Consider the following 21,593-nt stretch of genomic DNA (forward strand, 5'->3'; position numbering starts at 1 on the left):
GCGTGCCGCCTCGACGACGAGGGGGCACGCGGCGGGCGCCTGTGCGGCCAGATCGCGGGCCGCCTCGGCGCAGCCGGACGGCCCGAGGACCGTCGTGCGGGTCAGCGGCAGCGTCCCCGAGTCGACCACGGCCCAGTCCGCGAACCGCTCGTGCAGCACCCCGGCGGCCAGCGCAGGCACCGCCGTCCGGTCCCCGGCCGGGGCGCTCACCAGCGCGGTGGTCATCGCGTCCACCAGATCCATCAGCGCCGTGTGCCGCGTCGTCTCGGTGAGGGTCGGGATCGGGCCGGTCCCGCTGTCGCCCGACGGCACCCGGGTACCCGCAGGCGCCAGCACCACCAGGACGGCGTTGCGCTGCTCGCCACTGGGCCGCAGCGCGGCGAGCGTGGCCCGCACGGGCGAGGCGGGCCGCTGCTGGAGGTGGACCGTGAGGCTGCGGTCGCCCTCCCCGCGCGCGACCGCCGCGGCCTGGGAGCGGAACGCGGCCCGGTCGGCGTGCGCGAGGAACCCGGTCAGCGGACGCCCCGTCGCATACCCGGCGCGGACCCCGGTGAAGGAGGTCGCGGCGAAGTTCAGCCGACGTACGACCGTCTCGCGGTCCACCAGCGCCACCGGCACCGGCAGCCGCTGGAAGAGCGCCTTCAGCAGCTGCTGCTCCTGGCGGTCCTGGGGCGGGGAGACGCTGCCGGACGGACCGATCGAGGACAGCCGCTCGTACCACGGCCACAACTGGTCCGCCACATGGTCGAGTTCGAAGATCGCCGCGTCGAGCACGGTCGGGAGATCGTCGTTCGGTACGGACCGTGCGGCCTTGAGCTCTGCCACACGGCGCACGAAGTCCGCGAGTTCTTCACCGAATTCATCGGTCTGCGCCATGCGATGAACGTATCCCGAGCAGGGCATTCCCCGGGCGGCCGGGGTGGATCTCGTCGATGCCGTTTTCCGCGCTGTTTTCCGCGCAGGTGAAGGGGAAGGCGCATCCGGAAGGAGGAGTGAACCATGCCGGACACCCGACAACTCGGCCATCTGGGAACGCAGTCACCGGAATCAACCCTTCCAGTGAGGAGGCTGTCGGAACTCGCCCGACAGGCCGCCCGCTGCACCACCGACTGCTGCGGCGCCAGCAGCATGGTCGCGGGGAGCGAGGGCCCTGACGACCGGCCCGCCGCGGTGACCCACCCCGATCTGGCCGGGCTCGTCTCGGTCCAGCTCCGCTCCGGCGACGGACCCATCCCCAGCGCACTGGAACGCGGCGAGCCCGTCGAAGCGATGGACCTGCTGCGGGACGAGCGCTGGCCCGAGTACCGCGCCGTCGCGCTCGACTCGGGCGTGCGTTCCAGCATCACGATGCCCTTCCGACGCTCGGGCCTCACCGTGACCCTCAGCCTCTACAGCTTCCGGCCCGGCACCCTGGAGGACGTTGCGCACGGCCCGGCCCGCGCGCTCGGCGACCTCGCCGCGTCCTGTCTGGTCCGCGACCGCTCCTACCGCGCCGCGCTCACCGAGCTGGACCAGATGGAGGCCGCGCTGCGCTCACGGCCCATCGTCGACCAGGCGTGCGGCATGGTCATGCACGTCCTGGGCTGCGACGCGGACGAGGCGTTCGCGGTGCTGCGCAGGATCTCGCAGGGCACCAACCGCAAACTGTCCGACGTCGCCTGCGCCGTCGTGGACCGGCGCGGCCACGGCCTGAAGAAGGAACTGGTCTCCCTGCACAACTGACCCCGCTCCGCCCGTACGACCTCGGCCGGTGAACGGGCGGTGTCACCCGCTCGGGCGTCTGTGTCCCGCGAATGGTGCCCGGCCGCGCGCGCCGCGCCTCCGGGCGGGCTGTGATGGTCGGGGGAGTCGGACGGCTTCCCGCCGAGACCCCCGGGGCGCGACGGCCGTGCCCCTTGGCAGCGCCCGGCCGAAGGAGCCCAGCCCATGCGCCGTACCGCCCGTGTCCTGTCCGCCACCGCCCTGGCCGGTGCCGTCCTCGGCGTCGCCGCCCCGGCCGCGTCCGCGGATCCGGCCGCGGAGGTCAGGCCGAGCTCGGTCGCGCCGGGCGGTTCCGTCAGGGTCTCCGTCTCCTGCGACGCGACCGGCGGTGCCCCGCCCGACTTCATCGACGCCACCTCGCAGGGTTTCGCGGACGGCAAGGTCCGGCTGAACCGGGTGGCCGGCGACAACGGCACGGCGGGCGGGGCGTCGTACAGCGGCACCGCGCGGATTCCGCCCGGCGGACAGGACGTGGGCGCGGACGCGGGAGCGGACGGCGGGCCCGAAGCGGTGGGGCCGGACGCCGTGGGGCCCGACGCGGTGGGACCGGACGCGGTGGGGCCCGACGCGGTGGGGTCCGACGCGGGGCCGGACGGCGTCGGCCCCGAGGCCGTGGGGCCGGACGCGGTGGGGCCGGACGCCGTAGGGCCCGAAGCCGTGGGGCCCGGGGCCGAGTGGGGCGTCGACGGTGTCTGTCCCGTGGCGCCCGGCGGGAAGCCGAAGCAGTGGACCGCCTCGTACACCGTGGACCGCGGCTCAGGACCCTCTCGCGGCCCCGCGGAGCTTCCCGTGGAACCTCCCGTCGGCGTCCAGCACGGCGTCCGCGGCGGTGGGGGCGGCGCGTTCACACAGTCGCTCCCGGCGCTCATCACCGGAGGCGTCCTGGTGGCGGGCGCGTGCGGCGCCGCCGTGTACCGGGTACGGCGCAGGGGTCCCTCGGGCGACGGCTGACCCCGTGACGGGTACCACCCGGGCGGGCGCCCATGGCAGGGCGCATCGCGGGGTACTCGAAGCCCGAGAGCTTGATCGGCGCCGTACGACCCGGTGCGGACTCGGCACCGACAGCACGGTCGGCGGCACCGCCGGACACGCATGACAGGGCACGGCACCACGGACTGCGCGGAGGCGTGAATGCGGAGGACGGACAGCGAAGGGCACGGTCCGGTCCGCTACGGTCCCCCCTTCCCCGACCAGGGGCTGCCCGTCCTGCCCGACCTCGCCGCGGTGCTCGCCGCCACCGCGCACCGCACGGACCTCGCGCCCACCGGCGGCGGGTCCACGCTCCTCGACGCCGCCTGCGGCTACTGGGCCCGGCGCGGTCTGGCCGCCGAACCCGACCGCGTGGCCGCCGCGCCCGGCGCGCCCGTGCTGCTGCTCGCCCTGACCGGCGCCCTCGGGGGCGATGTCCTGGTGCCGCGCCCGTGCGCCGCGTGGTGGGCGCCGCAGGCACGCCTGTTGGGAAGATCCGTGTACCACGTGGCGACGCCCGCCGAGAGCGGCGGCATCCCGGACCCGTACGCCCTCCTGGAGACCGTCCGCCGGGTCCGCGCCGAGGGCGGCGACCCGCGTCTGCTCGTGCTCTCCGTCGCCGACGACCCCACCGCCACGGTCGCACCGCCCGAGCTGGTCCACGAGACGGTCGAGGTCGCCGCCGCCGAGGGGCTGCACCTGGTCAGTGACGAGACCTGGCGCGACACCCTGCACCGGCCGCACGACACCGTGCTGCTCAGCCCCGCCGAGATGCTCCCCGACCGGGTCACCGTCGTCACCGACCTCTCCGGGGCCTTCCTGCCGGCCGGCTGGCCCGCCGCGATCGCCCGCTTCCCCGCCACCGCGGACGGCACCCGGCTGCGCGCCCGCGTCCTCGACGTCCTCACCGTGCTCGGTGCCCGGCTCGCCGAGCCCGTCGCCGCGACCGCCGCGTACGCGCTCGACGAGCCCGACACGGTCACCGCGCGGCTCACGTCCGCCGTACGCCTGCACGCGCGCGTGGCCGACGCCGCGCACGGCGCGGTCCTCGCCGCGGGCGCTGTCGCCCGGCCCCCGCAGGCCGGGCGGCACCTCTACGTGGACCTCGGACCGCTGCGCCAGGCGCTCGCCGGGCACGGCGTCGGGGACGCGCAGGAACTGGAGGAGTTCCTCACCGCACGCCTGGGCATGCCCGCGCCAGGCGGCCACCGCTTCGGCGACGACCTGGAAGCGCTGCGGGTACGCCTGTCCACCGGCCCGCTGCTCGGCGACACGGCCGAGGAGCGGGCCGCATGCCTCGGTTCACCCGCACCGCTGGAACTGCCACATGCGCAACGCGCGTTGACCCTCTTGGGATCGGTCTTCGACGATCTCCGCGACGACGCTCGGCGATGGGAGCCTCCTCGATGACGCAGCAGTCCGAGTCGACCACGAGCACGACTACGAGCGCGAGCGCGAGCACGAGTACGAGCACGAGCACGAGTACGAGTACGAGTACGAGTACGAGTACGAGTACGAGTACGGGCATGAGCGGGGGTACGGCCACACGGGACGCCGACGATCCGGCGTTCTCGCCGGCCGCCCGCCTTCCCGCCCCTCGACCGCCTCGACCCGTTCGGCCCCGACACCGGGGTGGCCGAGCCCCGGCCGCTCGGTGAGCCCCGGCGGTGGCCGCGTTCGTTCGCCGGGCGGCTCACCGCACCGCTGCCCGGGGTCAAGGGCTTCGCGCGGTTCGCCCGGGAGGGCGCGGTGCGGCCGGGAGCCGAAGGGCTCGCCGACATCCCGCTGCTGCCCTTCGAGCCGGCGCCGCTGCCCCGGGTGGACGCGCGCACGGTTGCCGTCTCCTGGGCGGGGCACGCGAGCTGGGTGATCCGCATCGGCGGGCTCACCGTCCTCACCGACCCGGTGTGGTCGCGCCGGATCCTCGGCACACCGGCCCGGATCACCCCCGTGGGCGTGGCCTGGAGCGCGCTGCCGCGCGTCGACGCGGTCGTCATCAGCCACAACCACTACGACCACCTGGACGCGCCCACCCTGCGTCGACTCCCGCGCGACACCCCGGTGTTCGTGCCTGCCGGGCTCGCGCGCTGGTTCCGGCGGCGCCGCTTCACCCGGGTCACCGAGCTGGACTGGTGGGAGGGGGCCGAACTGGACGGCGTACGCCTGGACTTCGTTCCCGCGCACCACTGGTCCAAGCGGGGCCTCCTCGACACCTGCCGCACGCTGTGGGGCGGCTGGGTGCTGACCGCGCGCGACGGACAACGGGTGTACTTCGCGGGCGACACGGGCTACGGCCACTGGTTCTCGCGCATCGGCCGCCGGTACCCGGGGATCGACCTGGCGCTGCTGCCGATCGGCGCGTACGACCCGCGCTGGTGGCTCAGCGACGTGCACTGCGACCCCGAGGAGGCGGTCCGCGCCGCGCAGGACCTCGGCGCCCACCGGATGGCCCCCATGCACTGGGCCACGTTCGTGCTCTCCGCCGAGCCCGTGCTGGAACCGCTGATCCGGGTGCGGGCCGCCTGGGAGAAGGCGGGGCTCGCCCGCGAGGACCTGTGGGACCTGCCGGTGGGAGCGTCACGGATTCTGGAGTGAGGTGTTCCGGGCTCCTACGCGGCCGGCCTGCGCACCCTGCGCCACACGCTCGGCGCGATGCTGATCGCCAGGGTCAGCGCCACGGCCGCGACCACGCCCTCCCACGGCTCCTCGAAGAGGGAGCCGCCGAGGATGCCGATGAGCTGGTAGGTCACGGCCCAGGCCAGACAGGCGGGGACGTCGCCGCGGGCGAAGGTGCGCAGCGGCATCCTTGCCATCAGACAGGCCAGCATGACCGGGATACGGCCCGCGGGCACGAGCCGGGACAGCACGAGAACGGCGACGCCGTGGTCGCGCAGCTTGTCCTGCGCCTGGGTGAGCCGGTCCTCGGGCGCCCGGTCGCGAAGCCTCTCCAGCCAGCGCGAGCCGTTCCTGGACCGCATCCCGCGCTTCCCCAGCCAGTACAGGGTGACATCCCCGAGGAACGCGGCGAGCGAAGCGGTCGCAAAGACGAGCAGCAGAGAGAACGGCGCCGTCTGGTGAAACGCCACCACCGCCGCCGAACTGACCAGCGCCCCCGTCGGCACGACGGGCACCAGCGCCCCGATCAGCACCAGCACGAACAACGTCGGATACCCGATCGCCTGCTGAGTCGACTCCGGCGACACACTCGCCCCGGCGGCGGCCAGAAGATTCACCGGGCGGCCTCCGGACGGGCCGTCTCACCATGCGCGAGGCGGTGGACGGTGACCTCCGGGGCGTGTTCGGCGGCCAGGCGCACGAACTCGTCGCCCGGCGCGTGGAATTCGTGGGGGCGCACGGCGTCCATGCCGATCGGCCAGAACGTGCCGTAGTGCACCGGCACGGCGACGGCCGGCGCGAGTCGGGCGAGCGCCTGCGCGGCGCGGCCCGCGTCGAGGTGTCCCTCGCCGAGGTAGGGCCCCCACCCGCCCACCGGCAGCAGTGCCACGTCGACGGTCCCGACCTCCTCGGCCATCGACTCGAACAGCCCGGTGTCTCCGGCGAAGTACGTGCGCGCCTCGCCCTCGACGACGTACCCGAGGGCGGGTGAACGGTGCGGTCCGACCGGCAGCCGTCGCCCGTCGTGCCGCGCCGACACGGTGCGTACGACCAGGTCACCGACGTGTGTCCGGTCCCCGGGCGCCACCTCGGTGAACCGGAGATGCTCCAGCCGGCGCAGCCCCGGCACCGCGCGCAGGGCCCCGCGCGGCACCAGTACCCGGGTGCCCGGAGCGAGCTGTGCCAGTGACGGCAGATGCAGATGGTCGGCGTGCAGATGCGAGACGAGGGCGACATCGGCGACCGCGGCCTCGGGCGGGGGCGGCGCCCCCCGGCGCCGGCGCAGATGCGCGAGCCGGCGCGCGAAGAGCGGGTCCGTCAGCACGCGCGTGCCGGAGTCCTCGACCGTGCAGGTGGCGTGACCCCACCAGGTGATCTCCACCGGCACCTCTTTGCCTCCTTCGCGCGACTCCCCCCGAGCCTACGGGCAGGAGTAGGGTCGGCGGCGAAACCCGGAGGTGAGGGGGACGCCATGGGAAACGTGCGGAGTGCCTCCGGCATGCACAGCGCCGACTTCTCGGCCACGGTCGAAGCGGAGGGAGTCCCACCGGTGCGCGTCACGGCGATCGCCAGCCTGACGCCGCTGGAGGAGCTCGACGCCGACCCCTTCCTCGTCGACTCCCGCAGCCAGCACGCGATGTGCGCCCGCTGGGCCGCCGAGCGCGGCTACGTGATCACCCGGGAACTCCTCGTCCGGGGCCTGCGCCCCGACCACTGCGCCCTGTGGAACGACGTCGAGGCGGGTCTCGTCGACCTGTTCGTCGCGCCCAGCCGACGGGTCCTGGAGCGCGCCCTCGCCTCCGTCGACGAGTTCACCGCCGAGTGCGTACGCCGCGGCGTACGGATCGAGACGGTCGGCTCCGCGGAACCCTCGTACGACGCCCAGATGAAGGCCCGCGTCCACCGCCGTCTGTCGATGCCGACCGCGGGCTACGACGGCCGCTGAGCTCCCGTGCCGCCCCGGTGACGAAGGGCCTCGCCCACCCGTTGTGACAGGGTGGGAGCAGGCCGGACGGGCCGGGACGAGAGGTGTGCGGGGCGTGGGCGGAACGCGGTGGGGGACGATTCTGAGCGGGGTGTGGCGGAGCATCGCCGTGTGGGCGGTGTCCACGGTCACGATGCTCGTCCTCGCCGGCGCGCTGCCCGACTTCCAGATCCAGTCCGACGCCGGCGACAGCGCCACCCGCATCGCCGTCACGGCGGCGGCCGGCGCGGGTGTCTTCGGTCTGCTGTCCTCCCTGGTGTGGCCGCTCCTCGTCCGGGCCCTGCTCCTCGTACCGGCCCTGGTGCTCGGACTGCTCGTGTTCTTCCTCAACGGCTCCCTCCTGCTGATCGCCCTGCGCGTCAACCCGTCCGGCCGCGGTGAGGCCGCCCCCGAGACCGCCGTCGTGGTCGCCGCCGTCATGTCCGCCGTCGCCTCGGCCACCGGCGCCGCCCTGGCCGTACGGGACGACGACGCCTACCGGCGCAGGCTGTACCGGCTCGCGGACCGGCGGCGCAGACGCGACGCCGGGCGGCCCGGCCCCGCGACGCCGGGCGCCGTCTTCCTCCAGCTCGACGGCGTCGGCCACGACGTCCTGGAGGAGGCCGTGGCCAAGGGGCTGATGCCGACCGTGGCGGGCTGGCTGGAGGCGGGGCGCGACGGCGGCCGGGGGCCGACCCACCGGCTCACCCCCTGGCGCACCGACTGGTCCAGCCAGACCGGCGCGAGCCAGCTCGGCATCCTGCACGGCACCAACCACGACATCCCCGCCTTCCGCTGGTACGAGAAGGACACCCGGGAGGTCATGGTCTGCAACCGCCCCACCAGCGCAGCCGAACTGCAGCGCCGGGCCATCGAGCACACCGGCGACGGCGGCCTGCTCACCGTCGACGGCGCCAGCCGCGGCAACCTCTTCAGCGGCGGCGCCGACCAACTCGCCCTGGTGCTCTCCATCGCCGCGCGCAGGGGCCGGGAGAACCGCTCCCGGGCGGGCTACTTCGCGTACTTCTCCGACCCCGCCAACGCCGTGCGCACGGCCATGTCCTTCGTCGCGGAGGTCTTCCGGGAGATCGGCCAGTCCACCCGCTCCCGGCTCGGCAGACAGCGGCCGCGCATCAAACGCGGCGGCCTCTACCCCTTCATCAGGGCCTTCGCGACCGTCGTCGAGCGGGACGTCGTCGTCGCCGCGGTGATCGGGGACATGCTCGCTGGACGCAACGCCGTCTACGCCGACCTGGTCGCCTACGACGAGGTGGCGCACCACTCCGGGCCGCGCGGCCGGGACACCGAGAAGGTCCTCGAACGGCTCGACCGGTCGCTGGCACTGATCGCGAAGGTCGCCGAGCACGCCCCGCGCGCGTACCGGATCGTGGTGCTCTCCGACCACGGGCAGAGCCCCGGCGAGACCTTCCTGACCCGCTACGGACTGACCCTCGGCAACCTGGTCCGCGCGGGCTGCGGTCTGCCCGTGCCGCGCCGGGTGCGGCGCACCCACAGCGGCGCCGAGGCCCGCGCCGCGGTACGGGCCGCGCTGCGCAGGCCTGTCGAGGAGGGCGGCGAACACCACCGCCCCTCCCGCCGCAACTCGGAGCCCATCGTGCTGGCCTCCGGCAACCTCGGGCTCGTCTCCTTCCCCGACGTGCCGCACCGGATGAGCCGCGAGGAGATCGACCGGCGCCACCCCGCGCTGCTGACCACGCTCGCCAACCACCCCGGCGTCGGCTTCGTCCTCGTGCGCAGCGAGGAGCACGGCGGGCTCGTCCTCGGTGCGAACGGAGCGGAGGTGCCGGTGGACGAGGCGAGCGACGAACACCCGGGCCCGCTCGCCGACTTCGGGCCGGGCGCCGCCGACGCCGTACGCCGCACGCACGGCTTCCCGCACACCGCCGACATCATGGTCAACTCCTGGTACGACCCGGCGGAGGGCGAAGTCCTCGCCTTCGAGGAGCAGATCGGCTCGCACGGCGGGCTCGGCGGGGCGCAGGGGCGCCCCTTCCTGCTCTCCCCGGTGGCCTTCTCCGCGCCCGTCGAGGACGGCGCCGAACTGGCCGGAGCGGAGCAGGTGCACCGGGTGCTGCGGCGGTGGCTGCGCGAGTGCGACGGACCCCAGGTGCCGCTGGCGCCGCAGCTCCCGGACGAGAGCGAGCGGGCTGCCTGAGGAGGGGCCGCCCGAAAATCAGCTGCGCCCGCCGATCGTGACGCACACACTGTTCGCACCGGCCCCGCGCACCCGCGCGGCCTTCTCGAACACTGCGAACACTCCCAAGGAGCCCCTGCCTTGCAGGCTGCCGTCACCGTCACCCCCGCCCGTATACCGGAGCTGCTGCTCGGTCTCGCGACCGTGCGGCCGGTCTTCCTCTGGGGCGCCCCCGGCATCGGAAAGTCCTCCCTGGTCAGGGAGTTCGCCGAGTCGCTGGGCCTGGAGTGCGTGAGCCTGCTCGGGACGCAGCTGGCTCCCGAGGACCTCATCGGCGTCCCGCAGATCCGCGACGGGCGCTCGGTGTTCTGCCCGCCCGAGGCGATCGCCCGCGACGAGCCGTACTGCCTGTTCCTGGACGAGCTGAACGCGGCGACCCCGGATGTGCAGAAGGCGTTCTACTCGCTGATCCTGGACCGCCGCATCGGCAACTACGAGCTGCCGCACGGCTCGATCGTGATCGGCGCCGGCAACCGCGCGACGGACAACGCGCTGGCGCGCCCGATCGCCTCGGCGCTGGTCAACCGTCTCGCCCACGTCCACCTGGAGGCCTCGCCGACCGACTGGCTGGCCTGGGCCGGGGGCAACGGCATCCACCCCTGGATCACCGACTACCTCACCGACCGCCCCCACCACCTCTGGTCGAAGCCGCCCAAGACGGAGGAGCCCTTCTCCACGCCGCGCTCCTGGCACATGCTCTCCGACGCGCTGCACTCCTTCGGACCGACCCTCGACGAGGCGACCCTGAAGGTGATCGCGCACGGCACGCTGACCCCGGCGCACGCCGTGGCCTTCTGCGGCTACGTCAAGATCGTCCGCAGCCAGTACGGCATCGAGGCCATCCTCAAGGGCGACGCTCGCTGGCCGCACCGCGTCCAGGACCGCGACCTGCTCTACTACCTCGCCGAGTCCTTCCGCGGCCGCCTGGTCAAGGAGCTGCCCGCCGCCAAGGAGCACGCCTCGCCGTCCGTGCGGCAGACCGCGTACCGCGCCAAGTCGCTGCTGGTGCAGCTCGCCGAGATCTCCGTCGAGGTCGCCCAGACCGTCATCGCGGACGACCCCGACGGCAACCCGGTGCTGCCCGCCTGGTTCCTGATCGAGGCCGCCCGCGACATGCCGCGCCTGGTGGAAGCCCGCCAGTGAGCCGTACGAAGCACGGCAAGCAGGAGGCCAAGCCCGACCCGGCAACGGAGGCCTACCTCAAGGGACTTGCCATGGTGCACGGCAACCCCGCCCTCGACGCCCTGGAAGCCTCCTTCTGCCGCAACAGCTGCAAAACGGCGCCCCCGAACGGCTGGGCGTGCGTCGACTCCGACGGCTGGGTGCATGTCCACCCCACCCGCCGGGCCGAACCCGCCGAGTGGGCCTGGGCGTTGGCGCACTGCCTGCTCCACCTCGGCTTCGGACACGTCCCGGCGGCGAAGGGGCGCCGCACGCAGCCCGACCGCTTCGAACTCGCCGCCCGCTGCGTCGTCGTCCACCGCTTCCAGCAGACCTTCCCGGTCGGGCGCCCGCCGGACGGGCTGCCGCTCGCCTTCCCCGGCGGCGACGAGGAGCAACTGGCCGCGCGCTGGCGGCGCGACGGCATCCCGCCCGAGTACGAGCACTGCGGCGCCGGCGGCACCTCGACCGACCAGCTCCTGGAGCCGTGGCAGGAGTACCTCGGGCCGGTCAAGGACTGGCAGACCGTCTTCGCGCACGCCCTCACCCGCACCGTCTCGGCCGCCATGGACGTCGCGGGCGGCCGCCGCGAGGAACTCAAGGGCGCCCGAACGCAGTTGCGCCCCTGGGAGCGCGCCCTGAGCTGGTTCGTGTCCTCCTACCCGCTGCTCGGCGGCATCGCGGCCGGCATGACACTGGTCGCCGACGCCGAACTCGCCCGCGCCCACGACATCGCCGTGGCCGCCGTCAACGCCGAGGCGGGGGAGATCTACGTCAACCCGCTGCTGAGCCACACCGACGAGGAGTGGCGGTTCATCCTCGGCCACGAGATGCTGCACGCCGCGCTGCGGCACAGCGAGCGCCGCGGCCACCGTGACCCCTTCCTCTTCAACGTCGCAGCCGACTACGTGATCAACGGCTGGCTGCGCGAGATGCGAGTCGGCGAGATGCCCGAAGGGCTGCTGTACGACCCCGAGTTGAGCGGTCTGTCCACCGAGGAGGTCTACGACCGCATCGCCGGTGACCTGCGCCGGCAGCGCCGTCTCGCCACCCTGCGCGGCAAGGGCCGCGGCGACATTCTCGGCGAACCCCTGCCGCACAGCCGCGCCCCGGCCGGATACGTCGACCTCGACGAGTTCTACCGGCGCGGCCTGGTCCAGGGACAGGAGCTGCACTCCCGCCAGGACCGCGGCCTGCTGCCCGCCGGGCTGATCGAGGAGATCCGCGCCCTCGCCCACCCGCCCGTGCCGTGGGACGCCCAACTCGCGCGTTGGTTCGACGAGTTCGTGCCCCGCCCGGAGCCGGTGCGGACGTACGCGCGCCCGTCCCGCAGGCAGTCCTCCACCCCGGGCATCCCGCGCGCCGGACGGTACTTCCCGCCCGAGGAGATCGCCCGCTGCACGTTCGGCGTCGTCCTCGACACCTCCGGCTCCATGGGCCGGGTCCTGCTCGGCAAGGCGCTGGGCGCCATCGCCTCGTACGCCGAGGCACGTGACGTCCCGGCCGCGCGCGTCGTCTTCTGCGACGCCGCGCCGCACGACGCGGGCTATCTGCCGGTCACCGAGATCGCCGGACGCGTGCGGGTGCACGGGCGCGGCGGCACCGTCCTGCAGCCCGGCATCGACCTGCTGCTCCGCGCCGACGACTTCCCGCGCGGCGCACCCCTGCTGGTGATCACGGACGGTGACTGCGATGTGCTGCGGGTACGGCGCGAGCACGCCTATCTGATCCCGCAGGGCGCACGGCTGCCCTTCACCGCGCGTGGACCCGTCTTCCGGGTGCGCTGAGGCAAGGTGTGATCGGATGGGACCACGGACCCGGTCAACGGGCTCATACCGAAGGGATACATCGTGGCTACCACGCGCACCGCACACACGGTCTGGGAAGGCGAGCTCCTCAAGGGCAGCGGAACCGTCACCTTCGACTCCTCCGGCATCGGGTCGCAGCCGGTCTCGTGGCCCTCGCGAGCCGAGGCGGCGAACGGCAAGACCAGCCCCGAGGAGCTGATCGCGGGCGCCCACTCCAGCTGCTACTCCATGGCCCTGTCGCACGGCCTGACCGGTGCGGGCAACCCGCCGACCAGGCTGGAGACGAAGGCCGACGTCACCTTCCAGCCCGGCGAGGGCATCACCGGCATCCACCTCACCGTGCGCGGCGAGGTCCCCGGCCTGGACGCGGACGCCTTCCAGGCGGCGGCCGAGGACGCCAAGAAGAACTGCCCGGTGAGCCAGGCGCTCACCGGCACGACGATCACCCTCACGGCCGAGCTGGTCTGACGCCCGTAGGCGATCCGGTGCCGCGCCCCGCGGAAAGGGCGCGGCATCGTCATGTCCGGGCCCGCCGGGGGCACCCGTCCCATTGACAAGCAGGAACGCACGTTTTGTGCTGGAGAGCGGGAAGAGCCCTGGCGGAAGGGGACGGACATGGCACGTGCGGTCGGGATCGATCTCGGGACCACGAACTCGGTGGTGGCGGTCCTGGAAGGCGGTGACCCCACCGTCGTCGCCAACGCCGAGGGCGCGCGCACCACACCCTCCGTGGTCGCCTTCGCCAAGAACGGCGAGGTCCTCGTCGGTGAGGTCGCCAAACGGCAGGCCGTCACGAACATCGAGCGCACCGCCCGGTCCGTCAAGCGCCACATGGGCGACGGGCCCTGGCGCTTCCCCGAGGAGGGCTCGGTCGACGGCACGCGCTACCGCGCTCAGGAACTGTCGGCGCGGGTGCTGCAGAAGCTCAAGCGGGACGCCGAGTCGTACCTCGGCGAGGACGTCACGGACGCCGTGATCACCGTGCCCGCCTACTTCGACGACGCCCAGCGCCAGGCCACCAAGGAGGCCGGCGAGATCGCGGGCCTGAAGGTCCTCAGGATCATCAACGAGCCGACGGCCGCCGCCCTCGCCTACGGCCTCGACCGCGGCGAGGAGCAGACCGTGCTCGTCTTCGACCTGGGCGGCGGCACGTTCGACGTCTCGCTCCTGGAGATCGGCGACGGTGTCATCGAGGTCAAGGCGACCAACGGCGACACGCAACTCGGCGGCGACGACTGGGACCAGCGGATCGTCGACCACCTCGTGAAGGGCTTCAAGGGCTCGTACGGCATCGACCTCGCGGGCGACAAGATGGCGGTGCAGCGGCTGCGCGAGGGCGCCGAGAAGGCGAAGATCGAGCTGTCCAGCTCCTCCGAGACCACCGTCAACCTGCCCTACATCACCGCCACCGCCGAGGGCCCGCTGCACCTGGACGAGAAGCTGACGCGAGCTCAGTTCCAGGAGCTGACCCACGACTTGCTCGACCGCTGCAAGACCCCCTTCCACCAGGCGGTCAAGGACGCGGGCGTGAAGCTCTCCGACATCGACCATGTGATCCTGGTCGGCGGCTCCACCCGGATGCCCGCCGTCACCGAACTGGTGAAGGAACTCACCGGCAAGGACCCGCACAAGGGCGTGAACCCGGACGAGGTCGTGGCCGTCGGCGCGGCCCTCCAGGCGGGTGTCATCCGCGGAGACGTGAAGGACGTCCTGCTGCTCGACGTCACCCCGCTGTCCCTGGGCATCGAGACCAAGGGCGGCATCATGACGAAGCTCATCGAACGCAACACGACGATCCCGACCCGGCGTTCGGAGATCTTCACGACGGCCACCGACAACCAGCCCTCCGTCGGCATCCAGGTCTACCAGGGCGAGCGCGAGATCGCCGCGTACAACAAGAAGCTCGGCGTCTTCGACCTCACCGGGCTGCCGCCCGCCGCGCGCGGGGTGCCGCAGATCGAGGTCGCCTTCGACATCGACGCCAACGGGATCATGCATGTCTCGGCGAAGGACCTCGCGACCGGACGCGAGCAGAAGATGACCGTCACTGGCGGCTCGGCGCTGCCGAAGGACGACATCGACCGCATGATGCGGGAGGCCGAGCAGTACGCGGACGAGGACCGCAAACGCCGCGAGGCGGCCGAGACCCGCAACCAGGCCGAGCAACTCGTCTACCAGACCGAGAAGTTCGTCCGCGAGAACGGCGACAAGGTCGCACCGGAGACTAAGAGCGAGGTCGAGTCCGTCGTCGCCGGGCTGAAGACGCTCCTGGAGCAGAACGCCGAGACACCCGCCCTGCGCACCGGCGTCGACAAGCTGCTCTCCGTCAGCCAGCGGATGGGCCAGGAGATGTACGCCCAGGCACAGCAGTCACCCACGGCGGACGCCGGGCAGCACACCGCACCGCAGGACGAGCCGGCCGCCACCCCGCAGGACGAGGAGGGCGTCGTCGACGCGGAGATCGTCGACGACGACAAGGACGCGAAGGGCGGGGCGGCCTAGGACCCGGTCCGTTCCCAGCCCCGCCGCTCCGGCCGCGGCCCGAGCTGCTTCGGGTCGCGGCTGCGGTAGACCACGTACGGCCGGAACAGGTACTGCACGGGCGCGCTGAACATGTGCACCAGACGCGTGTACGGCACCAGCGCGATCAGCGCCATGCCGATCACCATGTGCACCTGGTAGAGCACGGGCACGCCGTCCATCAGCTCCGTCCTCGGACTGAGCCGAAAGAGGCTGCGGGCCCAAGGGGCGATGGAGTCACGGTAGTTGTAGCCGTCACCGGAGGCGTGTGTGAGCTTGGCGACCATGCCCATCACGATCGCGCCCACCAGCACCACGTACATGAGCTTGTCGTTGACCGTCGTCGCCCGGAACACCGGCGAGTTGGTCCGCCTGCGGTAGACGAGCAGCCCGATGCCGAGCACCGTGAGGACACCGGCCGCCGTGCCGCCGTACAGCGACAGCAGATGGTAGGCGTGCTCGCCGACACCGAGGGAGCGGGTCCACGACTCGGGGACGAACAGGCCGACCAGGTGGCCGGCGAGCACGAAGAGGAGACCGTAGTGGAAGGCGGGCGAGGCGATGTTCAGCAGCCTCGACTCGTAGATCTGCGAGGAGCGGGTGGTCCAGCCGAACTTGTCGTAGCGGCGGCGCCAGACGAGGCCCGCGACGAGCAGGGCGAGGGCGACGTACGGCAGGGCGCCCCACAGCAGTGTGCTCACGGCCGGTCTCCCGTCAGGGCGAAGGGTTCCAGGCCCACGTCCTCACGGGGCGGGCCGCTGCGGGCCAGCGCCAGTGCCTCGGCGCGGTCCTTCGGGGACGGACCGGGCAACGCCCCGCACACCACGTCCAGGACGCCGGCGTACGGCGTCCTGAAGTCGGTCAGCGCGAGCCGCAGCAGTTCGAGGCCGCCGCGGTGCTCCAGCAGGAGGCTCTGGTCGCCGCTCTGCGCGCAGAACTCCAGGACGGCCGGCAGGAAGTCCGGCAGCTCCTCGCCGGTGAACTCCAGGCCGTGCGCCCGGTACACCTCCTTGAAGCGGACCAGCGCCATCCCACGGCGCCGGGTGTCGCCGTCGCGCCACCAGCTCAGATAGAGGCTGTGCCGGTTCTTGAAGTCGAAGACCTGGACGTAGTGCGCGGCGAGGTCCGAAGGTTTCTGCGCGTCCGCGTGGTCGAGGAACTCCCGCAGTTCCGGGGCTGCTCGGCGCAGCAGGGGCAGCCGGGCGCGGAACTCCTCGTCCGGGTAGACGAGGCAGTGCGCGGCGGCCTGGAAGAGGACGTCGGGGTGCATCAGCCGTTCTCCTTCGTCTGGCGCTCGCGCAGCGCGTGAAAGGTCTCGACGGACACCAGCGGCAGCTGTCGGCGCCCCGAGTCCTGACCGAAGGGCCCGTCGCCGCCCATGCCGGGCCCGCCTTCGTGGTCGAGGCTGCACTCGTCGGGCAGCGCGGACTCCTCCAGTCGCCGGGCGTCGCCGACGGCGGCCGTCGGAATCACGTACCGGTCCTCGTACTTGGCGATGGCCAGCAGCCGGTACATCGCCTCGACCTCCGCGGCGTCCATGCCGACCGAGGCCGCGATCGCCGGGTCGGGCGGATCGCCGAGGTTGATCGCCCGCATGTGGGAGCGCATCGCGGCGAGCTTGGTGAGACAGTCGCGGACCGGCTCCACGTCACCCGCGGTGAACAGCTCCGCCAGGTACTCCAGCGGAATGCGCAGGGCGTCGATCGCGCCGAACAGGTTCTCCGCGTCCTCGCCGTCGAACCCGGTCTCCGTCAGCGCGTCCACCACCGGCGACAGCGGCGGGATGTACCAGACCATGGGCATCGTGCGGTACTCGGGATGCAGCGGCAGCGCCACCTTGTACTTGCTGATCAGCGCGTGCACGGGGGAGCGGCGTGCCGCCTCCATCCAGTCGTGCGGGATCCCGGCCTCCTCGGCCGCCCGCTGGACGGCGTGGTCCTCGGGGTCGAGGAAGACGCCCAACTGTGCCTCGTACAGGTCCTGTTCACCGGGTGTGGCGGCGGCCGCGGTCACCTTGTCGGCGTCGTAGAGGATGACACCGAGATAGCGCAGCCGGCCCACGCAGGTCTCCGAGCAGACGGTGGGCAGGCCCACCTCCAGGCGTGGATAGCACAGCGTGCACTTCTCGGCCTTGCCGGTGCGGTGGTTGAAGTAGACCTTCTTGTACGGGCATCCGGTCACGCACATCCGCCAGCCGCGGCAGGCGTCCTGGTCGACCAGCACGATGCCGTCCTCGGCCCGCTTGTACATCGCGCCGGAGGGGCAGGACGCCACGCACGCCGGGTTGAGGCAGTGCTCGCAGATCCGCGGCAGGTAGAACATGAAGGTCTGCTCGAACGCGAACTTCACCTTGTCGGCGGCCTGTCTGCGCGTTCGCTCGACCATGGGGTCGAGGTCGCCGTGCTCGGGGGCGCCCGCCAGGTTGTCGTCCCAGTTCGAGGACCACTCGATCTTCATCGGCTTTCCGGTGAGCTGCGAGACGGGTCGTGCCACCGGGAAGTCGTCGCCGAGCGGGGCGTCGGTGAGGTTCTTGTAGTCGTACGTCCAGGGCTCGTAGTAGTCCTTGATCTCCGGCAGCTTGGGGTTGGAGAAGATCCCGGCGAGCTTGCGGAAGCGCCCGCCGCCCTTGAGCTTCAGGGCACCCCGCTTGTTCAGCTCCCAGCCGCCGCGCCATTTCTCCTGGTCCTCGTAGCGGCGCGGATAGCCCTGGCCGGGCCGGGTCTCGACGTTGTTGAACCAGACGTATTCCATGCCGCTGCGGTTGGTCCACGCCTGCTTGCAGGTCACTGAACAGGTATGGCAGCCGATGCACTTGTCGAGGTTCATGACCATGGCGATCTGGGCCATCGGGCGCATCAGTACTCCACCTCCTGCGAGCGGCGGCGGATGACCGTCACCTCGTCGCGCTGGTTGCCCGTCGGGCCCAGGTAGTTGAACGCCCACGACAACTGGGCGTAGCCGCCGATGAGATGGGACGGTTTGAGGATGAGCCGGGTCAGCGAGTTGTGGATGCCGCCGCGCATTCCGGTCGTCTCCGCCTTCGGGACGTTCACCGTGCGCTCCTGGGCGTGGTGCATGTAGACCGTGCCCGCGGGCATCCGGTGCGAGACGACCGCCCGGGCGACCACCACGCCGTTGCGGTTGACCGCCTCGATCCAGTCGTTGTCCCTCACCTTGATCGCGTCCGCGTCCTCGGGGGACATCCAGATGTTCTGCCCTCCGCGGGACAGCGACAGCATGAACAGGTTGTCCTGGTACTCGGAGTGGATGGACCACTTGTTGTGCGGGGTCAGGTAACGGACCGTCACCTCCCGTTGCCCGTCCGGTCCGAGGCGCGGTTCGCCGAAGAGTCTGTTCATGTCGAGCGGCGGCCGGTAGACGGGCAGCGCCTCGCCCAGTTCATGGATCCAGTCGTGGTCGAGGAAGAAGTGCTGGCGCCCGGTGAGCGTGTGCCAGGGCTTGAGGTGCTCGGTGTTGAGGGTGAACGCGGTGTAGCGGCGCCCGCCCGACTCGCTGCCCGACCACTCCGGAGAGGTGATCACCGGCACCGGCGCGGCCTGCGTGTCCGCGTACGTGACCAGCTTGCCCTCGTGCTCGGCGGCCAGGTGGGCCATCTCCTGCCCGGTGCGCTCCTCCAGGGTGCGGAAACCCTGCGTCGCCAGGCGCCCGTTGGTGGTGCCCGACAGGGCGAGGATGGTGTTGGCGGCCTTCACCGCGGTGTCGAGCGCCGGACGCCCGTCGGCGGGACCGCCGCGCACCGCACCGTTGCGCTCACGGAGGGAATCGACCTCCACGTCGGGCCGCAGCGCGATCCCCTTGGCAGGCAGCCCGAGCTTTTCCACCAGCGGACCGAGCGCCGCGAACTTCGCCCCGATCGCCGTGTAGTCCCGCTCGACCACCGTCAGGTTCGGCAGCGTTGTGCCGGGCACGGGCGCGCAGTCGCCCCGCTTCCAGTCCAGGACGACACCGCCGGGCTGCGCGATCTCGCCCGGAGTGTCGTGCTGCAGGGCGGTGGCGACGAGGTCCTTGCGGACCCCGAGGTGCCCGACGGCGAGTTCGCTCAGCCGCTCGGCCAGCGCCTTGAAGGTGTCGAAGTCGGTGCGCGCCTGCCACGGCGGATCGACGGCCGGGGTGAAGGAGTGCACGTAGGGGTGCATGTCCGTGGTCGACAGATCGTGCTTCTCGTACCAGGTGGCGGCCGGCAGGACGACGTCCGACAGTAGCGTCGAGGAGGTCTGCCGGAAGTCCAGCGACAGCAGCAGGTCGAGCTTGCCCTCGGGCGCCTCCTCCCGCCAGGTCACGTCGCGCGGGCGCACCTCGGGTTCCGCCTCCTCGGCGCGCAGCGACGAGTGGGTGCCGAGGAGATGCTTGGTGAAGTACTCCGCGCCCTTCGCCGAGGAGCCGAGCAGATTGGCCCGCCACAGGGTCAGCACCCGTGGCCAGTTCTCCGGTGCGTCCGGGTCCTCGCACGCGAACTTCAGTGTCCCCGCCCGGAGTTCGGCCACCACCTTGGCGACGGGGTCGCCGAACGCCTCGCCCAGCTCCAGGGGGTTGCGGTCGAACGTCGGGTACGACGGCATCCATCCCGTCCGCGCCGACAGGGCCAGACAGTCCGCGCCCGTCATGCCCGCGAAGCGGCCCTCGCCCAGCGGTGAGGCGAGCACGTCGGCGGCGAAGCGGTCGTAGCGCCACTGGTCGGTGTTGAGGAACCAGTACGCGGTGCCGATCATCTGCCGTGGCGGCCGGCTCCAGTCGCCGGCGCCCGCGAGCGTCGCCCAGCCGGTGACCGGGCGGCACTTCTCCTGCCCGACGTAGTGCGCCCAGCCCCCGCCGTTGCGGCCCTGGCAGCCGGTGAGCTGAAGCAGGGCCAGGAAGGCGCGGTAGATCGTCTCGGAGTGGAACCAGTGGTTGGTCCCGGCGCCCATCAGGATCATGCAGCGGCCCCGCGACTTCTCCGCCGTCCGCGCGAACTCCCGGGCGATCTTCGTGCACGCGGCCGCGGGGACGGAGGTGTGCACCTGCTGCCAGGCGGGCGTGCCGGGCGCCTCGGCGTCGTCGTAGGAGGCGGGCCACTGCCCCGGGAGTCCGCCGCGTCCCACGCCGTACTGCGCGAGCAGCAGATCGAAGACGGTCGTCACCAGCGGTCCGTCCGCCCCGCCCGGACGCGTCGCCGGAACCCCACGTCGCAGGATGTCGCCGCGCCCCTGCCCGTGCTCCCCGCCCTCCGTGTCGAAGCGCGGCAGGAGCACCTCCACCCCGGCGGCGCCGTCACTGCCGTACAGGCTCAACCGCGGTTGTACGGCGCCGAGTTCGAGGTTCCACCTGCCCTTGCCCGATTCGGTCCAGCGGAAGCCCAGCGAGCCGTTGGGGACCACCGGGCGGCCGGTCGCGGAGTCCAGCACGACCGTCTTCCACTCCGCGCCCTCGCCGCCCTGGCCGAGATCGGACGCGCGCAGGAACTTGGCCGGGACGTACGCGCCGTCCCGCTCGGTGAGGGTCACCAGGAACGGCAGGTCGGTGAACCTGCGCACGTAGTCCGCGAAGAACGGGGTCTCGCGGTCGACGAAGAACTCCTTGAGGATCACGTGCCCCATCGCCAGGGCCAGCGCGCCGTCCGTGCCCGGGTGCGGATGCAGCCACTCGTCGGCGAACTTGGCGTTGTCCGCGTAGTCGGGGGCGACGACCACGACCTTCTGGCCGCGGTAGCGGGCCTCGGCCATCCAGTGCGCGTCCGGCGTCCGGGTCACCGGGACGTTCGAGCCCCACATCATCAGATACGCGGCGTCCCACCAGTCGCCCGACTCCGGCACGTCGGTCTGGTCGCCGAAGACCTGCGGTGAGGCGACCGGAAGGTCCGCGTACCAGTCGTAGAAGGAGAGCATCGGGGCGCCGATGAGCGAGTGGAAGCGCGCCCCGGCGGCGTGCGACACCATCGACATCGCCGGGATGGGTGAGAAGCCCGCGATCCGGTCGGGGCCGTACGCCTTGATGGTGTGGACATGGGCCGCGGCGACGATCTCGACCGCCTCGTCCCAGCTCGCCCGCACCAGTCCGCCCTTGCCGCGCGCCTGCTGGTAGCGGCGCCGCCGCTCCGGGTCGCTCTGCAGGTCCGCCCAGGCGAGCACCGGGTCGCCGAGCCGGTTGCGCGCCTCCCGGTACATCTCCAGGAGCACGCCCCTGATGTACGGGTAGCGGACCCGGGTCGGCGAGTACGTGTACCAGGAGAAGGCCGCCCCGCGCGGGCAGCCGCGGGGCTCGTACTCGGGACGGTCGGGGCCCACCGACGGGTAGTCCGTCTGCTGGGTCTCCCAGGTGATGATGCCGTCCTTGACGTACACCTTCCAGCGGCAGGAGCCCGTGCAGTTCACTCCGTGAGTGGAGTTCACGACCTTGTCGTGGCTCCAGCGGTCGCGGTAGAACGCGTCCGCCTCGCGCCCGCCGGTGAGGCCGATGCTGTGCAGGTCGGGCGCCGGTGTGCCGGGCCGGAAGAACCTTCCGGCGCGGAGCAGGGCGGCGCCCGGTTCGCTGGGGGGTGCCGGGGTGTCGGCCACGGTGCGCTCCCTTGCTTGCCCGTGGGTCG

Annotated in this window: 17 protein-coding genes; 10 read left to right on the forward strand and 7 right to left on the reverse strand. The window is 72.4% G+C overall.

The features are described from left to right. On the reverse strand, nucleotides 1-876 hold an 876-nt coding region (locus ACN6LB_RS18205; RefSeq protein WP_445026822.1), incomplete at its 3' end, for a PAS domain-containing protein. A 123-nt stretch (nucleotides 877-999) separates the two neighbouring features. Here ACN6LB_RS18205 and ACN6LB_RS18210 point away from each other — a divergent pair. The 4 genes from ACN6LB_RS18210 (at nucleotide 1,000) to ACN6LB_RS18225 (ending at nucleotide 5,325) form a co-directional block, all read left to right on the forward strand. Continuing rightward, entirely contained in the window at nucleotides 1,000-1,722 is a 723-nt protein-coding gene (locus tag ACN6LB_RS18210) for an ANTAR domain-containing response regulator (RefSeq protein ID WP_356146910.1), read from the forward strand. A 204-nt stretch (nucleotides 1,723-1,926) separates the two neighbouring features. Beyond that, complete coding sequence (locus tag ACN6LB_RS18215) at nucleotides 1,927-2,712, forward strand: hypothetical protein (protein WP_445026823.1); 786 nt, start codon at nucleotides 1,927-1,929, stop codon at nucleotides 2,710-2,712. A 180-nt stretch (nucleotides 2,713-2,892) separates the two neighbouring features. Next, entirely contained in the window at nucleotides 2,893-4,140 is a 1,248-nt protein-coding gene (locus ACN6LB_RS18220) for an aminotransferase class I/II-fold pyridoxal phosphate-dependent enzyme (RefSeq protein WP_445026824.1), read from the forward strand. 222 nt (nucleotides 4,141-4,362) lie between these two features. Further along, nucleotides 4,363-5,325, forward strand: coding sequence for an MBL fold metallo-hydrolase (locus ACN6LB_RS18225; RefSeq protein WP_445026825.1), 963 nt, complete (start codon nucleotides 4,363-4,365; stop codon nucleotides 5,323-5,325). Between the two features lie 14 nt (nucleotides 5,326-5,339). Here the strand turns inward: ACN6LB_RS18225 and ACN6LB_RS18230 are convergent, their stop codons facing one another. Together ACN6LB_RS18230 and ACN6LB_RS18235 are read right to left on the reverse strand one after the other, a co-directional pair. Beyond that, nucleotides 5,340-5,963 carry a DedA family protein gene (locus tag ACN6LB_RS18230; protein WP_445026826.1) on the reverse strand — a complete coding sequence of 208 codons (624 nt, stop codon included), beginning with the start codon at nucleotides 5,961-5,963 and terminating at the stop codon, nucleotides 5,340-5,342. Next, a complete protein-coding gene (locus ACN6LB_RS18235) occupies nucleotides 5,960-6,733 on the reverse strand; it encodes an MBL fold metallo-hydrolase (RefSeq protein WP_445026827.1) in 774 nt (257 codons plus the stop codon). The genes ACN6LB_RS18230 and ACN6LB_RS18235 overlap by 4 nt, the downstream gene beginning before the upstream one ends. Before the next feature lie 111 nt (nucleotides 6,734-6,844). Here ACN6LB_RS18235 and ACN6LB_RS18240 point away from each other — a divergent pair, with 111 nt between their 5' ends. From ACN6LB_RS18240 to dnaK, 6 genes are all read left to right on the forward strand, one after another. Continuing rightward, entirely contained in the window at nucleotides 6,845-7,291 is a 447-nt protein-coding gene (locus tag ACN6LB_RS18240) for a hypothetical protein (protein ID WP_445026893.1), read from the forward strand. Nucleotides 7,292-7,385: 94 nt separating this feature from the next. Beyond that, nucleotides 7,386-9,485 carry a phage holin family protein gene (locus ACN6LB_RS18245; protein WP_445026828.1) on the forward strand — a complete coding sequence of 700 codons (2,100 nt, stop codon included), beginning with the start codon at nucleotides 7,386-7,388 and terminating at the stop codon, nucleotides 9,483-9,485. Nucleotides 9,486-9,605: 120 nt separating this feature from the next. Beyond that, nucleotides 9,606-10,667 carry an ATP-binding protein gene (locus ACN6LB_RS18250; protein ID WP_445026829.1) on the forward strand — a complete coding sequence of 354 codons (1,062 nt, stop codon included), beginning with the start codon at nucleotides 9,606-9,608 and terminating at the stop codon, nucleotides 10,665-10,667. Beyond that, on the forward strand, nucleotides 10,664-12,472 hold the full coding sequence (locus tag ACN6LB_RS18255; protein WP_445026830.1) for a vWA domain-containing protein: 1,809 nt from the start codon (nucleotides 10,664-10,666) through the stop codon (nucleotides 12,470-12,472). The genes ACN6LB_RS18250 and ACN6LB_RS18255 overlap by 4 nt, the downstream gene beginning before the upstream one ends. Before the next feature lie 63 nt (nucleotides 12,473-12,535). Continuing rightward, complete coding sequence (locus tag ACN6LB_RS18260) at nucleotides 12,536-12,961, forward strand: OsmC family protein (protein ID WP_356146939.1); 426 nt, start codon at nucleotides 12,536-12,538, stop codon at nucleotides 12,959-12,961. Between the two features lie 147 nt (nucleotides 12,962-13,108). Then, the gene (dnaK, locus tag ACN6LB_RS18265) at nucleotides 13,109-14,995 is read left to right on the forward strand and encodes a molecular chaperone DnaK (RefSeq protein WP_445026831.1); all 1,887 of its coding nucleotides are present in this window, start codon (nucleotides 13,109-13,111) and stop codon (nucleotides 14,993-14,995) included. Here dnaK and narI read toward each other — a convergent pair. From narI to ACN6LB_RS18285, 4 genes are read right to left on the reverse strand one after another with little or no spacing between them, the layout of a single operon-like run. Then, a complete protein-coding gene (gene narI, locus ACN6LB_RS18270) occupies nucleotides 14,992-15,714 on the reverse strand; it encodes a respiratory nitrate reductase subunit gamma (protein ID WP_445026832.1) in 723 nt (240 codons plus the stop codon). The genes dnaK and narI overlap by 4 nt on opposite strands. Next, on the reverse strand, nucleotides 15,711-16,283 hold the full coding sequence (gene narJ, locus ACN6LB_RS18275; RefSeq protein ID WP_445026833.1) for a nitrate reductase molybdenum cofactor assembly chaperone: 573 nt from the start codon (nucleotides 16,281-16,283) through the stop codon (nucleotides 15,711-15,713). Before narJ ends, narI begins: the two co-directional genes overlap by 4 nt. Then, nucleotides 16,283-17,869, reverse strand: a complete 1,587-nt coding sequence (gene narH, locus ACN6LB_RS18280; protein ID WP_445026834.1) for a nitrate reductase subunit beta — start codon at nucleotides 17,867-17,869, stop codon at nucleotides 16,283-16,285. The genes narJ and narH overlap by 1 nt, the downstream gene beginning before the upstream one ends. After that, nucleotides 17,869-21,564: a nitrate reductase subunit alpha gene (locus ACN6LB_RS18285; RefSeq protein WP_445026835.1), complete on the reverse strand. Its 3,696-nt coding sequence runs from the start codon at nucleotides 21,562-21,564 to the stop codon at nucleotides 17,869-17,871. Before ACN6LB_RS18285 ends, narH begins: the two co-directional genes overlap by 1 nt. Between the last annotated feature and the right edge of the window lie 29 nt (nucleotides 21,565-21,593).

The sequence above is a fragment of the Streptomyces sp. SAS_270 genome (assembly GCF_052543295.1).

Excerpts from the sequence above, each read along its gene's own strand:
- ACN6LB_RS18215 (WP_445026823.1), top strand. The coding sequence starts at position 1,927 with ATGCGCCGTACCGCCCGTGTCCTGTCCGCCACCGCCCTGGCCGGTGCC.
- ACN6LB_RS18210 (WP_356146910.1), top strand. The coding sequence starts at position 1,000 with ATGCCGGACACCCGACAACTCGGCCATCTGGGAACGCAGTCACCGGAA.
- narJ (WP_445026833.1), bottom strand. The coding sequence starts at position 16,283 with ATGCACCCCGACGTCCTCTTCCAGGCCGCCGCGCACTGCCTCGTCTAC.
- ACN6LB_RS18220 (WP_445026824.1), top strand. The coding sequence starts at position 2,893 with ATGCGGAGGACGGACAGCGAAGGGCACGGTCCGGTCCGCTACGGTCCC.
- ACN6LB_RS18240 (WP_445026893.1), top strand. The coding sequence starts at position 6,845 with ATGCACAGCGCCGACTTCTCGGCCACGGTCGAAGCGGAGGGAGTCCCA.
- narH (WP_445026834.1), bottom strand. The coding sequence starts at position 17,869 with ATGCGCCCGATGGCCCAGATCGCCATGGTCATGAACCTCGACAAGTGC.
- dnaK (WP_445026831.1), top strand. The coding sequence starts at position 13,109 with ATGGCACGTGCGGTCGGGATCGATCTCGGGACCACGAACTCGGTGGTG.